General features: G+C 66.1%; 16 protein-coding genes. 9 read left to right on the top strand and 7 right to left on the bottom strand.

Translation table 11 applies throughout. The features are described 5' to 3' along the window. Positions 1-147 precede the first annotated feature (147 nt). Positions 148-1,482 carry an NADP-specific glutamate dehydrogenase gene (gene gdhA / locus QO207_RS06890; RefSeq protein ID WP_301531745.1) on the bottom strand — a complete coding sequence of 445 codons (1,335 nt, stop codon included), beginning with the start codon at positions 1,480-1,482 and terminating at the stop codon, positions 148-150. A 215-nt stretch (positions 1,483-1,697) separates the two neighbouring features. Here gdhA and QO207_RS06885 point away from each other — a divergent pair, with 215 nt between their 5' ends. Continuing rightward, a complete protein-coding gene (locus QO207_RS06885) occupies positions 1,698-1,994 on the top strand; it encodes a hypothetical protein (RefSeq protein WP_301531744.1) in 297 nt (98 codons plus the stop codon). Positions 1,995-2,060: 66 nt separating this feature from the next. On the opposite strand, the gene ettA is transcribed toward QO207_RS06885, so the two are convergent. Then, entirely contained in the window at positions 2,061-3,725 is a 1,665-nt protein-coding gene (ettA, locus tag QO207_RS06880; RefSeq protein ID WP_301531743.1) for an energy-dependent translational throttle protein EttA, read from the bottom strand. 402 nt (positions 3,726-4,127) lie between these two features. Here ettA and QO207_RS06875 point away from each other — a divergent pair, with 402 nt between their 5' ends. Together QO207_RS06875 and glyA are read left to right on the top strand one after the other, a co-directional pair. Further along, positions 4,128-8,309: an EAL domain-containing protein gene (locus QO207_RS06875; RefSeq protein ID WP_301531742.1), complete on the top strand. Its 4,182-nt coding sequence runs from the start codon at positions 4,128-4,130 to the stop codon at positions 8,307-8,309. A gap of 259 nt (positions 8,310-8,568) precedes the next feature. Further along, positions 8,569-9,822: a serine hydroxymethyltransferase gene (gene glyA / locus QO207_RS06870; RefSeq protein ID WP_024763060.1), complete on the top strand. Its 1,254-nt coding sequence runs from the start codon at positions 8,569-8,571 to the stop codon at positions 9,820-9,822. A gap of 326 nt (positions 9,823-10,148) precedes the next feature. On the opposite strand, the gene QO207_RS06865 is transcribed toward glyA, so the two are convergent. Beyond that, complete coding sequence (locus QO207_RS06865) at positions 10,149-10,655, bottom strand: hypothetical protein (protein ID WP_301531741.1); 507 nt, start codon at positions 10,653-10,655, stop codon at positions 10,149-10,151. A gap of 290 nt (positions 10,656-10,945) precedes the next feature. Here QO207_RS06865 and QO207_RS06860 point away from each other — a divergent pair, with 290 nt between their 5' ends. The 3 genes from QO207_RS06860 to QO207_RS06850 all read left to right on the top strand — a co-directional run bounded on the left by QO207_RS06860 (position 10,946) and on the right by QO207_RS06850 (position 14,104). Beyond that, positions 10,946-12,241 (top strand): NCS2 family permease, encoded by a 1,296-nt coding sequence (locus QO207_RS06860; RefSeq protein WP_301531740.1) that lies wholly within the window; start codon positions 10,946-10,948, stop codon positions 12,239-12,241. 191 nt (positions 12,242-12,432) lie between these two features. Further along, on the top strand, positions 12,433-13,518 hold the full coding sequence (trmA, locus tag QO207_RS06855; protein ID WP_301531739.1) for a tRNA (uridine(54)-C5)-methyltransferase TrmA: 1,086 nt from the start codon (positions 12,433-12,435) through the stop codon (positions 13,516-13,518). Positions 13,519-13,606: 88 nt separating this feature from the next. Beyond that, positions 13,607-14,104 carry a DUF4136 domain-containing protein gene (locus QO207_RS06850; RefSeq protein ID WP_301531738.1) on the top strand — a complete coding sequence of 166 codons (498 nt, stop codon included), beginning with the start codon at positions 13,607-13,609 and terminating at the stop codon, positions 14,102-14,104. A gap of 3 nt (positions 14,105-14,107) precedes the next feature. Here QO207_RS06850 and QO207_RS06845 read toward each other — a convergent pair whose 3' ends face one another. Then, positions 14,108-14,428: a DUF1883 domain-containing protein gene (locus QO207_RS06845; RefSeq protein ID WP_301531737.1), complete on the bottom strand. Its 321-nt coding sequence runs from the start codon at positions 14,426-14,428 to the stop codon at positions 14,108-14,110. A gap of 103 nt (positions 14,429-14,531) precedes the next feature. Then, the gene (locus QO207_RS06840) at positions 14,532-14,990 is read right to left on the bottom strand and encodes a DUF4345 family protein (RefSeq protein WP_301531736.1); all 459 of its coding nucleotides are present in this window, start codon (positions 14,988-14,990) and stop codon (positions 14,532-14,534) included. A 200-nt stretch (positions 14,991-15,190) separates the two neighbouring features. Between QO207_RS06840 and QO207_RS06835 the strand changes: the two genes are divergently transcribed. Continuing rightward, complete coding sequence (locus QO207_RS06835; protein ID WP_301531735.1) at positions 15,191-15,625, top strand: DUF411 domain-containing protein; 435 nt, start codon at positions 15,191-15,193, stop codon at positions 15,623-15,625. A 175-nt stretch (positions 15,626-15,800) separates the two neighbouring features. Here the strand turns inward: QO207_RS06835 and alaC are convergent, their stop codons facing one another. Further along, positions 15,801-17,018 carry an alanine transaminase gene (gene alaC, locus QO207_RS06830; RefSeq protein WP_301531734.1) on the bottom strand — a complete coding sequence of 406 codons (1,218 nt, stop codon included), beginning with the start codon at positions 17,016-17,018 and terminating at the stop codon, positions 15,801-15,803. Positions 17,019-17,190: 172 nt separating this feature from the next. Here alaC and QO207_RS06825 point away from each other — a divergent pair, with 172 nt between their 5' ends. Further along, positions 17,191-18,051, top strand: a complete 861-nt coding sequence (locus QO207_RS06825; protein ID WP_301531733.1) for a PhzF family phenazine biosynthesis protein — start codon at positions 17,191-17,193, stop codon at positions 18,049-18,051. A gap of 67 nt (positions 18,052-18,118) precedes the next feature. Next, the gene (locus QO207_RS06820) at positions 18,119-19,015 is read left to right on the top strand and encodes a neutral zinc metallopeptidase (RefSeq protein WP_301531732.1); all 897 of its coding nucleotides are present in this window, start codon (positions 18,119-18,121) and stop codon (positions 19,013-19,015) included. A gap of 110 nt (positions 19,016-19,125) precedes the next feature. Here the strand turns inward: QO207_RS06820 and QO207_RS06815 are convergent, their stop codons facing one another. Further along, on the bottom strand, positions 19,126-19,560 hold the full coding sequence (locus QO207_RS06815) for a response regulator (protein ID WP_301531731.1): 435 nt from the start codon (positions 19,558-19,560) through the stop codon (positions 19,126-19,128). Positions 19,561-19,683: the final 123 nt, after the last annotated feature.

The raw sequence follows: 19,683 nt of genomic DNA, 5'->3' as shown, positions 1-19,683 counted from the left end.
GCTCCTACAAGGGTAATCCCTGCACACGCCCCTATCCCTTCAGTGGCAGCGCAATCAGATAAGGGCGGTTGCCCGACCAAAGCGATGTGTCATCAGCAGAAATGAAAAACGGGCCCGATGGGCCCGTTCTTCTTGCTGCGGGAACGGTCAGACCACGCCCTGGGCCAGCATCGCATCGGCGACTTTCACGAAGCCGGCGATGTTCGCGCCCTTCACGTAGTTGATCCGGCCATTCTCCTCGCCGTAGGCGACGCAGGCATGGTGGATGTTCTGCATGATGCCGTGCAGGCGCTGGTCCACTTCACCGGCGGTCCACAGCAGGCGCATGGCGTTCTGGCTCATTTCCAGGCCGCTGGTGGCGACGCCGCCGGCGTTGGAAGCCTTGCCCGGCGCGTAGAGGATGCCGGCCTCGATGAAGATATCCACAGCCTCCAGGGTCGATGGCATGTTCGCGCCCTCGGCCACGCAGATGCAGCCGTTGGCCAGCAGGGTGCGCGCGTCGTTGGCGTCCAGCTCGTTCTGGGTGGCGCAGGGCAGCGCGATGTCGCAGGCCAGCGACCACGGACGTTCACCGGCAATGAAGCGCAGGCCGGGGCCGGTCATTTCGCTGAGGCGGCCGCGACGGACGTTCTTCAGCTCCATCACTGCTTCCCACTGCTCGACGGTCAGGCCGGCCTCGAAGAACAGGGTGCCTTCGGAATCGGACAGCGAGATCACCTTGCCGCCCAGTTCCATGACCTTCTGCGCGGCGTACTGGGCCACATTGCCGGAGCCGGAGATGGCCACGCGCTGGCCGTCGAAGCCGCTGTCGCGGGCCTTGAGCATTTCCTGGGCGAAGTACACGCAGCCGTAGCCGGTGGCTTCCGGGCGGATCAGGCTGCCGCCGTAGGACATGCCCTTGCCGGTCAGCACCGAGGTGAACTCGTTGGACAGGCGCTTGTACTGGCCGAACATATAGCCGATCTCGCGGGCGCCCACGCCGATGTCGCCGGCCGGCACGTCGAGGTCAGCGCCGACGTGGCGGAACAGCTCGCTCATGAACGACTGGCAGAAGCGCATGACTTCGGCGTCGCTCTTGCCCTTCGGGTCGAAGTCCGAGCCGCCCTTGCCGCCGCCCATGGGCAGCGAGGTCAGCGAGTTCTTGAAGACCTGCTCGAAGGCGAGGAACTTCAGCACGCCCAGGTTCACCGATGGGTGGAAGCGCAGGCCGCCCTTGTACGGGCCGATGGCGCTGCTCATCTGGATGCGGAAACCACGGTTGACCCGCACTCGTCCGGCATCATCCACCCACGGTACGCGGAACAGGATCGCGCGTTCGGGCTCGACGATGCGTTCGACGATGCCGGCCTGCAGGTAATGCGGGTTGGCTTCGAGGAAGGGCCAGAGGGAGCGCAGCACCTCTTCCACCGCCTGGTGGAATTCGGGCTGATCGGGGTCGCGCCGCTTGAGGCGCTCGAGGAACGAGTCAACGGATTGCGTCATGTCTACACCGGTACTTTTCTGGTTATGTGATGCTTTTTTGCCGGCAGACTCTAACAACCCACGCCGCCCCGAGATAGTGCAGCGTGACGCTTTTATGAATCTTTATGGTGCAAAAATATAAATCCCACTTCTGCCGGACCGGCAGAAAAACAGATTTTTGTATACAAAATCAATAGAAAAAGCACTCAACCAGTGCAATAGCCTGAGGACGATTCATGCCCGCACGCACGCCAGCTCTCCTCGCCGCACTCACCTGCGCCCTCGCCCTGCCCGCCTACGGGGCCATGAAACTGGGTGACTTCACCGATTCCGGCGCACTGCTGGTGGCAGATAGATTCGACAGGGAAGTGATCCACAAGTCGGACTTCAGCAGCAGCGACCTACAGCGCATGTCGCGCCAGCTGGAAGACCAGCAACGCACCCTGCAGGACCAGGCGCGGCAAATCGACACACTGCAGCGCCAGCTGGAAGACCAGCGCCGCGCACTGGACGATCTCAAGCGCAGCCGCTGACTGCCGGCGGAAAAGCGCGCGCAAAAAAAACGGGGCCCGAAGGCCCCGTTTTCATGCAGAAGCGGCTTACGCCAGCTTCTTGTAACGCACGCGGTGCGGCTGCGAGGCAGCGTCGCCCAGGCGTTTTTTACGATCGGCTTCGAACTCGGTGTAGTTGCCTTCGAAGAAGGTCACCTTGCCGTCGTCCTCGTAGGAAAGGATGTGGGTCGCGATGCGGTCCAGGAACCAGCGATCGTGGGAAATCACGATGGCGGCGCCGGGGAAGTCCAGCAGCGCTTCTTCCAGCGCACGCAGGGTTTCCACGTCGAGGTCGTTGGACGGTTCGTCGAGCAGCAGCACGTTGCCGCCCTGCTTCAGGGTCAGGGCCAGGTGCAGACGGCCGCGCTCACCACCGGAGAGGTCCTTGACGAACTTCTGCTGGTCGCCGCCCTTGAAGTTGAAGCGACCGACGTAGCTGCGCGACGGGACTTCGTAGTTGCCGATCTTGATCTGCTCGAAGCCGTCGGACACCTGTTCCCACACGGTCTTGTTGCCTTCGAGGACTTCGCGGCTCTGGTCGACGCTGGCGATCTGCACGGTTTCGCCGATCTCGATGGTGCCCGAGTCCGGTTGCTCCTTGCCGGTCAGCATGCGGAACAGGGTGGATTTACCCGCACCGTTGCCGCCGATCACGCCGACGATGGCGCCCTTGGGAATGCTCAGCGACAGGTTGTCGATCAGCACGCGCTCGCCGTAGCCCTTGGTGACGTTGTGCAGCTCGATGACCTTGTCGCCCAGGCGCGGACCGGCCGGGATGTAGATCTCGTTGGTCTCGCTGCGCTTCTGGAATTCCTGCGATTGCAGTTCCTCGAAGCGCTGCAGACGGGCCTTGGACTTGGACTGGCGAGCCTTGGCGCCCTGGCGTACCCACTCCAGTTCGGCCTTCATGGCCTTGGCGTGGGAGGCTTCCTGCTTGGCTTCCTGGGCCAGGCGGTTGGCCTTGGATTCCAGCCAGCCGGAGTAGTTGCCTTCGAACGGGATGCCCTGGCCACGGTCGAGTTCGAGAATCCAGCCGGCGACGTTGTCGAGGAAGTAGCGGTCGTGGGTAATCGCTACCACGGTGCCGGGGAAGTCGTGGAGGAAGTGTTCCAGCCAGGCGACGGAGTCGGCGTCCAGGTGGTTGGTCGGTTCGTCCAGCAGCAGCATGTCGGGGGCGGACAGCAGCAGGCGGCACAGGGCCACGCGGCGCTTCTCGCCACCGGAGAGGTGCTCGATCTTGGCGTCCCAGGCCGGCAGACGCAGGGCGTCGGCGGCGACTTCCAGCTGACGCTCCAGGTTGTGGCCGTCGGAAGCCTGGAGGATGGCCTCCAGCTTGGCCTGCTCGGCGGCCAGGGCGTCGAAGTCGGCGTCCGGCTCGGCGTAGGCGGCGTAGACCTCGTCCAGGCGCGCCTGGGCGGCCTTGATCTGGCCAACGGCCTCTTCGACGATTTCGCGCACGGTGGCCTGCGGATCGAGGCGCGGCTCCTGCGGCAGGTAACCGACGTTGATGCCCGGCATCGGGCGGGCTTCACCTTCGATCTCGGTGTCGACGCCGGCCATGATGCGCAGCAGGGTGGATTTACCCGCGCCGTTCAGACCGAGCACGCCGATCTTGGCGCCGGGGAAGAACGACAGGGAGATGTTCTTGAGGATTTCACGCTTGGGCGGCACGACCTTGCCGACCCGGTGCATGGTGTAGACGTATTGAGCCATGGATACCTGACTTCTGGGATAAAGAGTGATCGGGATGGCCGGAACGGATGACTTCGGGTTCCGGGACGCCGGCATCTGGGCCGGAATCGGCAGCACGGCTGGCTGCCTGCGGGCGCGAACGGCCGATGGACGGCCCTTCGCGCGGGACTCTGCGGGGATGTACTTTATGCGTCGAACTTTTCGCTGCACATCACGCGCGCGTGCGGCAAAGCTACCGGAATGAGCCGGGAAGGGCAAACGACGCTCGTCGGCCATGCTGGCACTTCGCCGCCTTTCCGGGCATCCTAGCCTGCGCCGAATTCAGCCGTATCGCCCCAGGTCCTTAAGTCCTTGTCTATTTCCCCCCGCACTCCGCCGGAAGCACTGGCCAGGCCTGGCCGCGTCGCGACCCGGACAGCCCTGATGCTGCTGGTGCTGCTGATGCTCGGCCTGCTCGGCTGGCAACTGCATCAGGAGTTCCGCAATCAGGAGCGCTTCGAGCGTGAGCGGGTGGTCCTGCACGGTGAGCAGATGGCCCAGCGCCTGTCGCTGACCCTGGGCCTGAAGGCGGTGGCGGCCCAGGCCCTGCTCCAGCAGGAAGGCGAGCACAACGATGGCGAGGCGCGCACCGCGCTGACTGCCGGCCTCAAACACATCTACCCGTCCTTCCATAGCCTGGTGCGGCTGGATGCCGACGGCCGCGCCGTGCACGATACGACCAGTGGCATGAAGGACGCTGCCTTCATCGAGGCCCTGCGCCAGCGCAGCGCAAGCGAGGACTATCACTACGCCTTCAGCGAAGAGAATGGCGGCCACTTCTATGTCTGGCTGAAGGCGACCGAGCCCGACGAGGGCGACAGCGTCATCCGCCTCGACGAGAAGATCGCCCGGCGCGGCTGGGCCGAGCAGATCCGCCCGGAAACGCCCGGCTGGATCCTGGTCGACGAGGTGCAGCAGAAGGTCCTCGGCCGCTCCAGCGGCTACCGCCCTGGCCCGCTGTCTGCTGCCTCGCCGATGGAACAGGCGCAGAGCCTGGAAGGCCTGGAAATCCCCAATACCGACTGGCACCTGCGCCCGCAGTTCGACAGCCAGCAGATACGCGCCACCCTGCTGCCGCGCCTGGGCGGCGAACTGGCGCTGCTGCTGGTGCTCGCCGGGATCGCCGGTGGCGCCCTGCTGCGCCTGCAACGCGAACAGCAGAACCTGCGTGCGCTGACCGCCGAGTCCCAGCAGAGCCTGCGCCAGGCCGCGCAGGCGCTGGGCGCCATCGACGAGCGGGTGCTGGTGACCCGCGCCGACGGCCGCCTGGCCTATCTCAACCCGCAGGCCGAGCAGTTGTTCGGGATTTCCGCCGACAAGGCCGGCGAGCACCACCTGCTGGAGCTGCTGCCCGGCCTGGGGGCGCTGCTCAACGGCGCCGAGGGTGCAACGGACAACGGCTCCGAGCTGGTACGGGTCAACCACACCGGCCAGCCACGGCTGTTCGCCGTCAGCCAGCACTCGCTGGACGACAGCCCGCTGTCGCCGGAGCAGACCTGGGTGCTGCGTGGCAACCTGCCCCAGGGCGGGCAGGTCTGGGTGCTGCGTGACGTCACCGAGGAGCAGCAGGCGCTGCACATCCTCGAAGAGACCCGTCGGCGCTACCAGGACATCTTCGACGGCGTCGGCGTCGCGCTCTGCGTGCTCGACCTCTCCGCCCTGCGCCAGAGCCTGGTGGACCTCAACCTGCGCCGCCAGAGCGACCTGCGCGAGTGGATCGCCTCGCAGCCCGAGCGCCTGCCCTGGCTGCTGCGCCAGGCGCGGATCACCGAGATCAACAACGTCGCAAAGCGCCTGATGGGCGTGAGCAGCACCGAGCAGGCCTGGCAGGTGCTGATCGGCAACGCCGGCATGCGCCCGGACGGCGTGCGCAGCAAGGTGCTCGAAGCGGTGCTGCACGGCCACGGCATGGTCGAGCTGGAAGCCTGCATCCATACCCGCCAGGGCGAGCAGCGCCACCTCTGGCTGCAGCTGCGCGTGCCGGAGATGATCCAGGACTTCCACGCCGTCACCCTGAGCCTGTCGGACATCACCAGCCGCAAGCAGGTCGAGCTGTCGCTGATCGAACGCGAGAAGTTCTGGTCCGACGCGGTGCGCGCGGTGCCCGACACCCTGTACATCCACGACATCGCCGCACGCCGGGTGATCTTCAGCAACCACAACCTCGGCCACCAGCTCGGCTACGACAACGACGAGCTGCGCGAGATGGGCGAGCGCTTCTGGGAAAAGGTCCTGCACCCGGACGACGTCGAGTACTACTGGCGCGTACGCAACCTGCAGCAGGTGGTGGGCGATGGCCTGCTGCTGGACAGCCAGCTGCGCTGGCGCCATCGCGACGGCAGCTGGCACTGGTTCGACATCCGCGAGCAGGCCTTCACCCGCGACGCCGCCGGCCGCGTGGCGCGCCTGATCGGCGTGGCCAAGGACATCACCGACACCGTCGAGGCGCACAACTCCCTGCGCGAGAGCGGCCGCCGCTACCGCATGCTCGCCGAGAGCATCAGCGACGTGATCCTCTCCACCGACGCCCAGGTCAAGCTCAACTACCTCAGCCCGTCGATCCAGCAGGTGCTCGGCTACAGCCCCGAGTGGGTGCTCGCCAACGGTTTCCAGCAGGTGGCCGCCAACCCGGCGCAGCTGGAGCGCCTGGATGAACTGCTGAACCGCGTGCAGGGCGCCATCGGCGAGCCCAAGCGCCTCGCCGAGCTGCGCGAAAGCACCGAGCCGCAGCTGTTCAGCCTCGACTGCCTGCACGCCGACGGCCACAAGATTCCGGTGGAGCTGCGCATCGCCCTGATGTGGGACGACCACGGGCGCTTCGAGGGCCTGCTCGGCGTCGCCCGCGACGTCAGCCAGCAGCGCCGCGCCGAGCGCGAGATGCGCATGGCGGCGACGGTATTCGAGCACTCCACGGCGGCGATCATGGTCACCGACCCGGCCGGCTACATCGTGCAGATCAACGACTCGTTCAGCCGTCTTACCGGCTACTCCGACCGCGAAGTGCTGGACCAGCTGCCGCGCCTGCTCACCGCCGACCGCCAGGAAGCCAACCAGCTCAAGCATGTGATGGAAAGCCTGCTCAAGAGCGGCAGCTGGGAAGGCGAGATCCTGCAGAAGCGCAAGAGCGGCGAGCTGTACCCGAGCTGGGTCGGCATCACCGCAGTCCATGACGAGGAAGGTGACCTGGTCAGCTTCGTCTGCTTCTTCAGCGACATCAGCGAGCGCAAGGCCAGCGAACGGCGCATCCACCGCCTGGCCTACTACGACGCCCTGACCCACCTGCCCAACCGCACGCTGTTCCAGGACCGCCTGCACACCGCCCTGCTGCAGGCCGAACGGCACCAGCAGTGGGTGGTGCTGATGTTCCTCGACCTCGACCGCTTCAAGCCGATCAACGACTCCCTCGGCCACGCCGCGGGCGATCGCATGCTCAAGGAAGTGGCCGAGCGCCTGAGCCATTGCGTCAGTGACAACGACACCGTGGCGCGCATGGGCGGCGACGAATTCACCCTGCTGCTGCCCGGCCAGAAGGATCGCGAGAAGGCGCTGAAACAGGCGATCCAGGTTGCCGAGCAGATCCTCTCCAGCCTTGCCCGCCCCTTCACCCTGGAGGGCCGCGAGTTCTTCGTCACCGCCAGCATCGGCGTGGCGCTCTCGCCGCAGGACGGCGCCGAGCTCAGCCAACTGATGAAGAACGCCGACACGGCGATGTACCACGCCAAGGAGATGGGCAAGAACAACTTCCAGTTCTATCAGGCCGAGATGAACGCCCGCGCCCTGGAACGCCTGGAGCTGGAAAGCGACCTGCGCCGCGCCATCGAGCAGCACGAGTTCGTCCTGCACTACCAGCCGCAGTTCACCGGCGATGGCCGCCGCCTGACCGGCGCCGAGGCGCTGCTGCGCTGGCAGCACCCGCGCCGCGGGCTGATCCCGCCGGCCGAGTTCATCCCGGTGCTGGAAGAGCTCGGCCTGGTCGCCCAGGTCGGCGACTGGCTGCTGGAGCAGGCCTGCCTGCAACTGCGCGCCTGGCACCGCGACAAGGTGCGGGTGCCGAAGATCGCCGTGAACCTCTCGGCCCGGCAGTTCGCCGACGGCCAGCTGGGCGAGCGCATCGCCGGCATCCTCGAGGACACCGGCATCGCCCCGGCCTGCCTGGAGCTGGAGCTGACCGAAAGCATCCTGATGAGCGACGTTTCCCAGGCGATGCAGATACTGTCCGGGCTGAAACGCCTCGGTCTGGCGATTGCGGTGGACGACTTCGGCACCGGCTATTCCTCGCTCAACTACCTGAAGCAGTTCCCCATCGACGTGCTGAAGATCGACCGCAGCTTCGTCGACGGCCTGCCCCACGGCGAGCAGGACGCGCAGATCGCCCGCGCCATCATCGCCATGGCCCACAGCCTGAACCTGATGGTGATCGCCGAGGGCGTGGAGAGCCACGAGCAGCTGGAGTTCCTTCGCGAGCACGGCTGTGACGAGGTGCAGGGCTTCCTCTTCGGCCGCCCGGTACCGCCCGACCAGTTCGCCGCGCTGTTCGCCAGCAACGCGCTGTTCCTGCTCGGCTGACGCCGAGCGGCGCTGGGTTCCGGCTTAACGTAGGAGCGGACTCCGTCCGCGATGTGCCACCGGCCGGCTCGAAGCACCCGGGAATCGATCGCGGACGGAGTCCGCTCCTACGCGCGCGCCAATCTGCGCCTAATTCCGCGCCTCTCCTGGCCTTGAACCCCGCTTGTCCGCCACATGACCGCCTTTCATGTGCCAGCACCGGCGCCTTGGGTTAGAATGCGCGCCTTTCCCCCAGCACCCGATCCTTAAGAGGACCGCCATGTTCAGCCGTGATTTGACCCTCGCCCGCTACGATGCCGAACTCTTCGCCGCGATGGAGCAGGAAGCCCAGCGCCAGGAAGAGCACATCGAGCTCATCGCCTCCGAGAACTACACCAGCCCGGCGGTGATGGAAGCCCAGGGTTCGGTGCTGACCAACAAGTACGCCGAAGGCTACCCGGGCAAGCGCTACTACGGTGGTTGCGAGTACGTCGACGTCGTCGAGCAACTGGCCATCGACCGCGCCAAGGAACTGTTCGGCGCCGACTACGCCAACGTCCAGCCGCACGCCGGCTCCCAGGCCAACGCTGCCGTCTACCTGGCCCTGCTGTCGGCCGGTGACACCATCCTGGGCATGAGCCTGGCCCACGGCGGTCACCTGACCCACGGCGCCAGCGTTTCCTCCTCCGGCAAGCTGTACAACGCCGTGCAGTACGGCATCACCGACGCCGGCCTGATCGACTACGACGAAGTCGAGCGCCTGGCCGTCGAGCACAAGCCGAAGATGATCGTCGCCGGCTTCTCCGCCTACTCCCAGGTGCTGGACTTCGCCCGCTTCCGCGCCATCGCCGACAAGGTCGGTGCCTACCTGTTCGTCGACATGGCCCACGTGGCCGGTCTGGTCGCCGCTGGCGTCTACCCGAACCCGGTACCGTTCGCCGACGTGGTCACCACCACCACCCACAAGACCCTGCGCGGCCCGCGCGGCGGCCTGATCCTCGCTCGCAAGAACGAAGAGATCGAGAAGAAGCTGAACTCCGCTGTCTTCCCGGGTGCCCAGGGTGGCCCGCTGGAGCACGTGATCGCCGCCAAGGCCGTGTGCTTCAAGGAAGCCCTGCAGCCCGAGTTCAAGGCTTACCAGCAGCAGGTCCTGAAGAACGCCCAGACCATGGCCAGCGTGTTCATCGAGCGCGGCTTCGACGTGGTTTCCGGCGGTACCCAGAACCACCTGTTCCTGCTGTCCCTGATCAAGCAGGACATCACCGGTAAGGACGCCGACGCCGCCCTGGGCCGTGCCTTCATCACCGTGAACAAGAACAGCGTGCCGAACGACCCGCGTTCCCCGTTCGTCACCTCCGGCCTGCGCATCGGCACCCCCGCCGTGACCACCCGCGGCTTCAAGGAAGCCGAGTGCCGCGAGCTGGCCGGCTGGATCTGCGACATCCTGACCAACATGGGCGACGAGTCCGTGGTGGACGGCGTGCGCGAGAAGGTCAAGGCCATCTGCGCCAAGTTCCCGGTGTACGGCGCCTAAGCCGAACCCGCGAACCGCGAAAAGAAAAAGCCCGGCATCTGCCGGGCTTTTTCATTGGGGCCGAAGGCGGGCCAGACCATTAGGAGCGCGGGGACGCCATCGTTATTGCTCGCGAACGGATTCCAGCCTGGCGTCGGAGTTGTGCGGTTCGCGAGCAAGCTCGCTCCTACGAAAAGCATTCCGTGCCGATGTAGACCACGGGAGCGTGGCATATTCGTAGGGCGCATAACGCGCCAGCGTTATCCGCCACCGGGTAAGCGGCGGATAACCTGTTCCAGGTTATTCGCCCTACGCAGAGCCAGCTTTCTCAAGCCCCTATAAAGAAGCTACGGCTGCCCACCGGACTTCTGCTCCGGCTGCACCGGCACACCACGCAGCTCGTTGAGCCGCTGCACCAGCGTCTGCGCTTCGCTCTGGCTGGCAAAACCCTGCAGCATCACCTGCCCATCGGTTACTACCCGCGTCACCTTCGGCAGCAGGCGCAGTTGCCCATCGATGACCACCGCCAGCGCCTTGCCCTGCTCTTCCTGGGTCAGTTTCGCCAGGCGCTGGCTGGCCTCGGGGGTGAACAGCACGCGCACCGCCGGCTTGCCGTCGGCCACGCTGGCCAGCTCGGCGCGCTGTACATCGCGCTGGGTCAGGGCGGGATGGGTCGCCACCAGCACGGCCTTGCCCTGCGGATCGGCCAGGGTGCGGGTACTGGCCGTGGGCTTCTCGGCCACGGCGTGGACATCGAAGGTGTGCTGCGGAGCCGACGGCGGCGCACCGGCGCAGGCACTCAGCAATGAGGTGACCAGCAATGAGGTCAAGAGGATCGGAATAGAGCGTTTCATCGACTACGAATCGGACAGGATGGCCCGGTCAGGCCGGGGTTATGGCCAAGGTCATGAAGAGTCAGACCACCGCCAGCACACAAGTTGCACTCCCTTGGTCGGCGCTCGCGACTAAGCTTGCAGACGAACGGATGCTGCCGGTCCGGTCAGAAATTCTCCGGCACAGGGCAAGCTGGTATTATGCGCGCCTTTTGCCGGCCACAAGAATCGCACGCGCATGTGACATGCCTGTGCTTTGCTTTTCCCGGCCAGATCGACAACGGCGCGCAAAGCGTCACGGGGAGCCAAACATGCTGGAAAAGCTGTTCCAACTCAAAGCGCACAACACCAACGTGCGCACCGAGATCCTGGCGGGTATCACTACCTTCCTGACCATGGCCTACATCCTCTTCGTCAACCCGAGCATCCTCGGCGAGACGGGCATGGATAAAGGCGCGATCTTCGTGGCGACCTGCCTGGCCGCGGCCATCGGCTCGGCAGTGATGGGCCTGATCGCCAACTACCCGATCGCCCTGGCTCCCGGCATGGGCCTGAACGCCTTCTTCACCTACACCGTGGTCCTGCACATGGGCCACACCTGGCAGGTGGCCCTCGGCGCGGTGTTCCTCTCCGCGTGCATGTTCTTCATCATCTCGATCTTCCGCATCCGCGAGTGGATCATCAACAGCATCCCGCTGGCGCTGCGCTCGGCGATTGCCGCCGGCATCGGCCTGTTCCTAGCGCTGATCGCGCTGAAGGAATCGGGCATCGTCGTCGCCAACCAGGCCACCCTGGTGGGCATGGGTGACCTGGCCAAGCCCGCACCGCTGCTGGCGATCCTCGGCTTCATCCTGATCGTCGCCCTGGAAGCCCGCCGCGTGACCGGCGCGGTGATGATCGGCATCCTGGTCGTCACCTTCATCTCCATCGCCATCGGCGTCTCCCAGTTCGGTGGCGTGGTGTCGATGCCGCCGTCGCTGGCGCCAACCTTCCTGCAGCTGGATATCAAGGGCGCGCTGGACATCGGCCTGTTCAGCGTGATCTTCGCCTTCCTCTTCGTCGACCTGTTCGACAACTCCGGCACCCTGATCGGCGTGGCCAAGCGCGCCGGCCTGATGGGCAAGGACGGGCACATGCCGAAGATGGGCCGCGCACTGATCGCCGACAGCTCCGCCGCCATGGTCGGCTCGCTGCTGGGCACCTCCACCACCACCAGCTACATCGAGTCGGCAGCGGGCGTTTCCGCCGGTGGCCGTACCGGCCTGACCGCCATCGTGGTCGCGGTGATGTTCCTGCTGGCGCTGTTCTTCGCCCCGCTGGCGGGCAACGTGCCGGCCTTCGCCACCGCACCTGCACTGTTCTTCGTCGCCGTGCTGATGGCTTCGGGCCTGGCCGAGATCGACTGGGACGACCTGACTGTCGCCGCCCCCGTGGTAGTGACCGCCCTGGCCATGCCGCTGACCTTCTCCATCGCCAACGGCATCGCCTTCGGCTTCATCACCTGGACCGCCTGCAAGCTGCTGTCCGGCCGCTTCCGCGAGCTGAACCCGGCACTGGTCATCCTGTCGATTCTGTTCGTGATCAAGCTGGGCTGGTTCAACGCTTGAGTGAAGGGGCTGCTGCGCGTCGGCCATACTGCGTTGCCAGGTCAATCCGGAATGCTCATTTACAGTCGTAAACTCCGCTTCCGAATCGACCTGGCGCCTTGTCTGACCTAGCTCGCGAGCCCCGATGGTTCCGAGTTGTCATTAGATGAAAAGCGGCCCGGCAACTCCGGGCCCTTTGAAGAGTTTTCCCCATGAGCAGTCCGCGTTTCGATCCCGCCCAATACGACAGCCAGCTGGCCGACAAGGCCGCGCGCCTGCGCGAGCTGCTGGCGCCCTTCGCCGCGCCCGAGCCGGAAGTGTTCGATTCGCCCCGCGAGCATTACCGCCTGCGCGCCGAGTTCCGCCTGTGGCGCGAGGGTGAGGCACGCCACTACGCGATGTTCGAGCAGGGCGACAAGCACACGCCGATCCTGATCGAGGAATTCCCCATCGCCAGCCAGCGCATCAACGCGCTGATGCCGCGCCTGAAGGCCGCCTGGGCCGAGCCGACGCTGGGCCACAAGCTGTTCCAGGTGGAGTTCCTCACCACCCTGGCGGGCGACGCCATGATCACCCTGTGCTACCACCGCCCGGTGGATGCGACCTGGCAGGCCGCCGCCGAGAAGCTGGCCAGTGAGTTGGGCGTGAGCATCGTCGGCCGTTCCCGTGGCAAGCGCCTTGTCGTCGGCCGTGATTACGTCAGCGAAGAGCTCACCGTCGCCGGCCGCCTCTTCCGCTACCGCCAGCCGGAGGGCGCCTTCACCCAGCCCAACGGCGAGGTCTGCCAGAAGATGCTCAACTGGGCGTACGAAGCCCTCGGCCAGCGCGACGACGACCTGCTGGAGCTGTACTGCGGCAACGGCAACTTCACCCTGCCGCTGGCCACCCGTGTGCGCAAGGTGCTGGCCACCGAGATCAGCAAGACCTCGGTGAACGCAGCCCTGGCCAACCTGGCCGACAACGCCGTGGACAACGTCACCCTGGTACGCCTCTCCGCCGAGGAGCTGACCCAGGCGCTGAACGAGGTGCGCCCGTTCCGCCGCCTGGCCGATGTCGACCTGAAGTCCTACGAGTTCGGCAGCGTGTTCGTCGACCCGCCGCGCGCCGGCATGGACCCGGACACCTGCGAGCTGACCCGGCGCTTCGACAACATCCTGTACATCTCCTGCAACCCGGAGACCCTGGCGCAGAACATCGCCCAGCTGCACGACACCCACCAGGTGAGCCGTTGCGCCCTGTTCGACCAGTTCCCCTACACGCACCACATGGAAGCCGGCGTGCTGTTGACGCGCCGCTGACACAGCCTCACCGCCGCCCAACCAAGGGTTGGGCGGCGCGCCACTACACGGCGGCTACGCTTGCGGGACAATGACAAGAGGCACGTCCATGTCCCGGCTGATCCTTCCCCTGCTCTGCCTGCTGCTGGCCGCCTGCGCCGGCAGTGATCCCGCCAACATCAGCGTCTCGCCCGCCGCCAACGGCCGGCAAACCACGTTCTTCGTCCAGGCCGTGCGCGCCCAGGGCCACCGCGAGGACCTGGAAGACCGCTTCGATCTCGCCGTGCGCCGCGCGCTGGAAGCCAAGGGCTATCGCTATCAGGAAAACTCGGGAGAGCTGCGGGTGATCTATGCCGTCGGCCTGGAAAGCCAGACCGGCGTCATCCAGCGCCCGGTGGCGACCAGCTCCGGGGTGATCACCCAGACGCAGATCACCGACCAGGAACAGGCGCGCCTGGCGCTGCAGATTCTCGATGAGGCAAGCGGTACGCTGCTCTATCAGGCGCAGGTGGCGCGCCAGCTGCACGACCCGAAGATCACCCAGCAGGCCGTGGACGAAGGCATCGCCCGCCTGCTCAAGGATTTCCCCGCGCATGCGGGGCAATAGGGATCAGCTGTAGTTCGACGGCGACTTGCGCACGAACTTGATGCTGTAGCTGAAGTCGGCCTTGCGCGTGACGCTGATGGCGCGGCGGGTGACGGTGTCGATGGTGACGTTCCACACGCCGGTGCTGGGCACCTTGATCTTCGCCGGGAAACGGTCGAACGCGCCGCCGTGGTAGACGTGGCGGCCGCCGTTCTTGAAGCTGCGGAAGGCGGCGTCGGTCATCAGGCGGATGTTGCAGGTCATGGAGCACTCGATGACGACCAGGTCGCCTTCGTTCAGGTGTTCACGCTTGTGTACGAACTTCATGCTGGCTCCGCGCTGCATCTACCGCAAAATCAATACGATAGCACGGAGCGGGGGTAACCCGGCAGCGCCGCCGCCGGCCGGCAGGCTGCGCCGCTCTTGCACAGCTCATATCGTCCGCCGCTTACAGCCCTTCGAAGTCCGCCTTGCGCTGCTCCGGCTCTTCCGCCTCGCGCACCACCACCGCGCGATTGCGCGACTGCCGCTCCAGCCAATAGAGCGCGAAGATCGCCAGCGCCGAGATCACCCCGCGATAGACCACCCCGGCCAGCTGCGCATCCCACTCCATGCCGCCCTCGGTCCAGGCGATCAGCAGGCGCGACAATGTCAGGGTCAGCTGCACCAGGATCACCAGGATCAGCGCTGGCCGCACCAGCAGCCGGCGGCGCAGGGCGAACACCAGGAACAGCGCCAGGGCGAACTGGTGGCCGCCGTAGAACACCCGCGCATCGCTCACCGATGACGGCTCCATCAGCAGCATGCCGCTGAGGTTGGCCATCTCGTAGGGGCGAATCCAGTAGAGCAGTCCCAGGCCACCCCAGACCAGAGCCTGGACCAGCAGGACGAGACGGGCGAAGAGCATCCGATTTCTCCTTGGCCTTGCGGCCCTTGCCGAGCGTCCTCACCTGCGACCGGGAGTCGCGGACGCGCCACTGATCAGCAACAGACCCCGCACGGCGCGGCAAGTTCTGGCCGGCGCGTCATACGAGGAAACAAACGCCGGGTGGGGCCGGGGCAACCGCGGGAGTATGCTCGGTCGCGTTCGATTTTCGAGGCTTAGCCATGCGCACCCTGCTTCTGCTCACCGCCCTTGTCGCCGGCGCCGCCCAGGCCGCCGAACCGCTGACCATCGACGTGCACCGCGATGCCAACTGCGGCTGCTGCAAGGACTGGATCAAGCACCTGGAAAACAACGGCTTCACCGTCAACGATCACGTCGAAGCCGACATGAGTGCAGTGAAGACCAGATTGGGCGTGCCGCACAGCATGGGCTCGTGCCACACCGGCGTGATCGACGGCAAGTTCGTCGAGGGCCACGTGCCCGCAGCCGATGTGCTCAAGCTGCGCGAGCGTGCCGACCTGATCGGCGCAGCGGTACCGGGCATGCCCATGGGCTCGCCCGGCATGGAAATGGGCGACCGGCACGACGCCTACCAGGTGGTCGGGCTGAACAAGGCCGGCCAGCGCGAAGTGCTGGCGGACTACCCCGCCCACTGAACTGACAGCAAGGCACTCCCTCACCCCTGAAAGCTGGTGGAGGTGGGATGGGGCTTCCGGCGCGCGGGGCACTCTCCAGGTTCCCGCGTGCAATGCTCCGCGAGCAGGATGGGGTGAGGGACTCCACAACGAAAAGGGCGGCCAGTTGGCCGCCCTTTTCGTTATCGGTACCCGATCATTCCGCCTTGGCCGGCAACAGGCCGTCGGCGCGGAACATCGCCTTGATCCCGCGCACGGCCTGGCGCAGGCGGTCGCGGTTCTCGATCAGGGCGAAGCGCACGTGGTCGTCGCCGTAGTCGCCGAAGCCGATACCCGGCGATACCGAGACCTTGGCGTCCTTGAGCAGCTTCTTGGCGAACTCCAACGAGCCGAGGTGCGCATAGGCCGGCGGAATCTTCGCCCAGATGTACATCGACGCCTTGGGGTTCTCCACCATCCAGCCGGCCTCGTGCAGGCCCTTCACCAGCACATCGCGGCGCTTCTGGTACTGGTCAGCAATGTCGCGCACGCACTGCTGGTCGCCTTCCAGCGCGGCGATGGCCGCCACCTGCAGCGGGGTGAAGGTGCCGTAGTCGTGGTAGCTCTTGATCCGCGCCAGCGCCGAGACCAGCTCCGGGTTGCCGACCATGAAGCCGATGCGCCAGCCGGCCATGTTGTAGCTCTTGGACAGGGTGAAGAACTCCACCGCGATGTCCTTGGCGCCGGGCACCTGCATGATCGACGGGGCCTGCCAGCCATCGAAGGTGATGTCCGCGTAAGCCAGGTCGTGCACCACCAGCACGTCATAGCGCTTGGCGAGGTCGACCACGCGCTCGAAGAAGTCCAGCTCCACGCACTGCGCGGTGGGGTTGGAGGGGAAGCCGAGGATCATCATCTTCGGCTTGGGGATCGATTCGCGGATCGCCCGTTCCAGCTCGTTGAAGAAGTCGATCCCCGGCACCAGCGGCACCGAGCGCACCTGGGCGCCGGCGATCACCGCACCGTAGATGTGGATCGGGTAGCTGGGATTGGGTACCAGGATGGTGTCGCCGTGGTCCAGGGTGGCGAGCATCAGATGCGTCAGGCCTTCCTTGGAACCGATGGTGACGATGGCCTCGGCTTCCGGGTCGATCTGCACGTCGTAGCGGTCGCGGTACCAGTGCGAGATGGCGCGGCGCAGACGCGGGATGCCACGGGACGTGGAATAGCCGTGGGTGTCTTCGCGCTGGGCGACCTGGCAGAGTTTCTCGACGATGTGCGGCGGCGTGGCCCCGTCCGGGTTGCCCATGGACAGGTCGATGATGTCCTCGCCACGGCGGCGGGCGGCCATCTTCAGCTCGGCGGTGATGTTGAAAACGTAGGGGGGCAGGCGATCGATGCGCGCAAAGCGACGAGCTGAACGGGGTTCAGTCATGGTGTCCTCTGATGAACGTAGGCGCCCGGAACCGTCCGAGCGACGCCGGCCACTGCGGTGGCCTGGAAAGCGCGGCGCTGTGACCTGCGCTTTCTTGTCGGCGAACATATAGCTCGCTAGGCTGGCTGTCGAGTTTTTCTTTGCGCCGCTCAAGGGCGGCATCTGGAGGCCCATGTCCGCGCAACAGTACTGGCAGCTCGACGTCTTCGCCGACCAGCCGCTCACCGGCAACGGCCTGGCGGTGTTCCCCGACGCCCGTGGCATCCCCGCCCAGACCCTGCTGGCGCTGACCCAGGAGCTGCGCCAGTTCGAGTCGATCTTCCTGTTCCCGTCCGCCTCGCTGGACACCTACTCGGCGCGCATCTTCACCGTCGACGAGGAACTGCCCTTCGCCGGCCACCCGGTGCTGGGCGCGGCCGCACTGCTGCACCACCTGCACCAGCGCGGCGAGGAGGAGCACTGGACCCTGGAGCTGCCAGCCAAGCAGGTGAAGGTTGCCACCCGCCGGCGCGGCGCTGGCTTCCACGCCGAGATGAACCAGGGCGCCGCCGACTTCGGCAGCGTGCTCGACGATGAGGCGCGCCGCTGGTTCGCCGAGGCCTTCTCGCTGACCGCCAGCGACCTCGCCGACTACCCCGCCGCCGTGGTCAGTACCGGCCTGCCCTACCTGCTGCTGCCCGTACGCAGCGAGGCCCTGGACCGCGTGCGCCAGCGCACGGATCTGACAGACGAGCTGGCCAAGCTCAACGCCGCCTTCGTTTTCGTGCTGGATGTGGATAATCGCGAGGGCCGCACCTGGGACGGCGCCGGGATCATCGAGGACGTTGCCACCGGCAGCGCTGCCGGCCCCGTCGCCGCCTACCTGGTGGAGCTGGGCAAGGCTCGCCGTGGCGAGCTGTTCCAGCTGGCCCAGGGCCGCTTCGTCGGCCGCCCCAGCCGGCTCGACGTACAGGTCGGCCAGGACGACGACGTCCGCGTCGGCGGCGACGTGCAACTGCTGGCCCGCGCTGAACTGCTGCACCGCTTCGCCTGACGACCGGGCTGGCGGCCAGCCCCACTGAAGACAACACTGAACCCACCTGTTCGATGGAGATGCCGCCATGCTTTGGCGCAAAGGACGACGCAGCGACAACGTAGTGGATGCCCGCGATGAAACCGGCGCTGGCGGTGGCGGCGGCATGCGCATCGGCGGCCGCGGCCTGAGCCTGGGCGGCGTGGCCATCGTGGTGGTGATCGGCCTGCTCTCCGGGCAGGACCCGATGACCATCCTCGGCTCGCTGCTCGGCCAGATGGACGTCTCCCAGCAGCAGGCACCAGCTCGGCCGACCCAGGGCAAACCGGCGACCGGCGCCGATCCGCAGGTGGACTTCGTCCGCTCGATCCTCGGCGACACCGAGGACACCTGGGGCGAAATCTTCGCCCGCAGCAACCAGCAGTACGAGCAGCCCAAGCTGATCCTGTTCAACGGCGGGGTGAACTCGGCGTGCGGTTTCGCCTCCTCGGCGGTCGGGCCGTTCTACTGCCCGGGCGACCACCGCGTGTACCTCGACCTGGGTTTCTTCCGCGAAATGGAACAGAAGTTCTCCGCCGCCGGCGACTTCGCCCAGGCCTACGTGATCGCCCACGAAGTCGGCCACCACGTACAGAACCTGCTGGGCATCTCGGCGAAGATAAACGCCGCCCGCCAGCGCGGCGCACGCATGGAAGGCGCCAACGGTCTTTCGGTGCGCCAGGAACTGCAGGCCGACTGCTTCGCCGGGGTCTGGGCCAACCATGCCCAGCAGCGCCTGAACTGGCTGGAACCGGGCGACGTGGAAGAGGCGCTGAACGCCGCCAATGCCATCGGCGACGACCACCTGCAGCGCCAGGCGCGCGGTACGGTGATGCCCGATTCCTTCACCCACGGCTCGTCCGAGCAGCGCGTGCGCTGGTTCAAGATCGGCTTCGAGAGCGGCGCGCCAGGCAAGTGCGACACCTTCAAGGCACAGACGCTTTAGTCGGTTTCAGGTGGCGGGGTTCGCGAGCACGCTCGCTCCTACGAAGAGCACTCCGGTGCCAGGCGTAACTGTAGGAGCGAGCTTGCTCGCGAACCGCCCAGCACCTGCGCTCACAGGCAACGATTGAGCGAATGCAGAAAGCTCGCCGAATCCACCGGTTTCGCCAGGAAATCCAGCACGTTCAGCGGCGTTGTCGCATAAATCTCCCGCAGGTCATCCTGGCCGGACAACACGATGATCGGCAGGAAAGTGCCGATGCTGCTCAGCTCGCGGATCAGGTCCAGCCCCGCACCGTCACGCTCCACCCGCAGGCCGGTGACCAGCAGGTCGATGGTCTTCTCGTCACGACGGATGCGCCGCAACGCTGCCTCGGCGCTGCGCGCGGTCACGCAGCGCAGGTTCGCACCCTCGATCAGGCCACGTACTCGCCCCAGGCTTTCGCGGTTGTCGTCCACCAGCAGCACCAACGGCTTGCGCAGCGCCCGCGTGCTGACTTCGCGCAGAGCTTCAAGCTCCTCGGCGTCGAGAAGAAGGCGGTGGTTCATGGGCGCAATACTACCGATAGAGGCCAGGTGCCATTAGTTTAGCTGGCAACTGGCCGCATCAACTGCCGGTCCAAGGTTGGGCGATGTACGGCAGGTGTGGCGGCAGCTGGCGGATAAAAAAGG

Origin of the sequence: Pseudomonas sp. CAN1, assembly GCF_030462585.1 — a bacterium.
GTDB lineage: Bacteria > Pseudomonadota > Gammaproteobacteria > Pseudomonadales > Pseudomonadaceae > Pseudomonas.
The sequence above is the reverse complement of the archived record's forward strand: the minus strand, read 5'-3'. Positions and strand labels throughout refer to the sequence as shown.

What these genes read in the sequence shown, in the direction of transcription:
- trmA (WP_301531739.1), top strand. Translation starts at nt 12,433, where the DNA reads ATGAGCAGTCCGCGTTTCGATCCCGCCCAATACGACAGCCAGCTGGCC.
- alaC (WP_301531734.1), bottom strand. Translation starts at nt 17,018, where the DNA reads ATGACTGAACCCCGTTCAGCTCGTCGCTTTGCGCGCATCGATCGCCTG.
- gdhA (WP_301531745.1), bottom strand. Translation starts at nt 1,482, where the DNA reads ATGACGCAATCCGTTGACTCGTTCCTCGAGCGCCTCAAGCGGCGCGAC.
- QO207_RS06825 (WP_301531733.1), top strand. Translation starts at nt 17,191, where the DNA reads ATGTCCGCGCAACAGTACTGGCAGCTCGACGTCTTCGCCGACCAGCCG.
- QO207_RS06835 (WP_301531735.1), top strand. Translation starts at nt 15,191, where the DNA reads ATGCGCACCCTGCTTCTGCTCACCGCCCTTGTCGCCGGCGCCGCCCAG.
- QO207_RS06820 (WP_301531732.1), top strand. Translation starts at nt 18,119, where the DNA reads ATGCTTTGGCGCAAAGGACGACGCAGCGACAACGTAGTGGATGCCCGC.
- QO207_RS06840 (WP_301531736.1), bottom strand. Translation starts at nt 14,990, where the DNA reads ATGCTCTTCGCCCGTCTCGTCCTGCTGGTCCAGGCTCTGGTCTGGGGT.
- QO207_RS06865 (WP_301531741.1), bottom strand. Translation starts at nt 10,655, where the DNA reads ATGAAACGCTCTATTCCGATCCTCTTGACCTCATTGCTGGTCACCTCA.
- QO207_RS06860 (WP_301531740.1), top strand. Translation starts at nt 10,946, where the DNA reads ATGCTGGAAAAGCTGTTCCAACTCAAAGCGCACAACACCAACGTGCGC.
- QO207_RS06845 (WP_301531737.1), bottom strand. Translation starts at nt 14,428, where the DNA reads ATGCAGCGCGGAGCCAGCATGAAGTTCGTACACAAGCGTGAACACCTG.
- QO207_RS06875 (WP_301531742.1), top strand. Translation starts at nt 4,128, where the DNA reads ATGCTGCTGGTGCTGCTGATGCTCGGCCTGCTCGGCTGGCAACTGCAT.
- QO207_RS06815 (WP_301531731.1), bottom strand. Translation starts at nt 19,560, where the DNA reads ATGAACCACCGCCTTCTTCTCGACGCCGAGGAGCTTGAAGCTCTGCGC.
- QO207_RS06850 (WP_301531738.1), top strand. Translation starts at nt 13,607, where the DNA reads ATGTCCCGGCTGATCCTTCCCCTGCTCTGCCTGCTGCTGGCCGCCTGC.
- ettA (WP_301531743.1), bottom strand. Translation starts at nt 3,725, where the DNA reads ATGGCTCAATACGTCTACACCATGCACCGGGTCGGCAAGGTCGTGCCG.
- glyA (WP_024763060.1), top strand. Translation starts at nt 8,569, where the DNA reads ATGTTCAGCCGTGATTTGACCCTCGCCCGCTACGATGCCGAACTCTTC.
- QO207_RS06885 (WP_301531744.1), top strand. Translation starts at nt 1,698, where the DNA reads ATGCCCGCACGCACGCCAGCTCTCCTCGCCGCACTCACCTGCGCCCTC.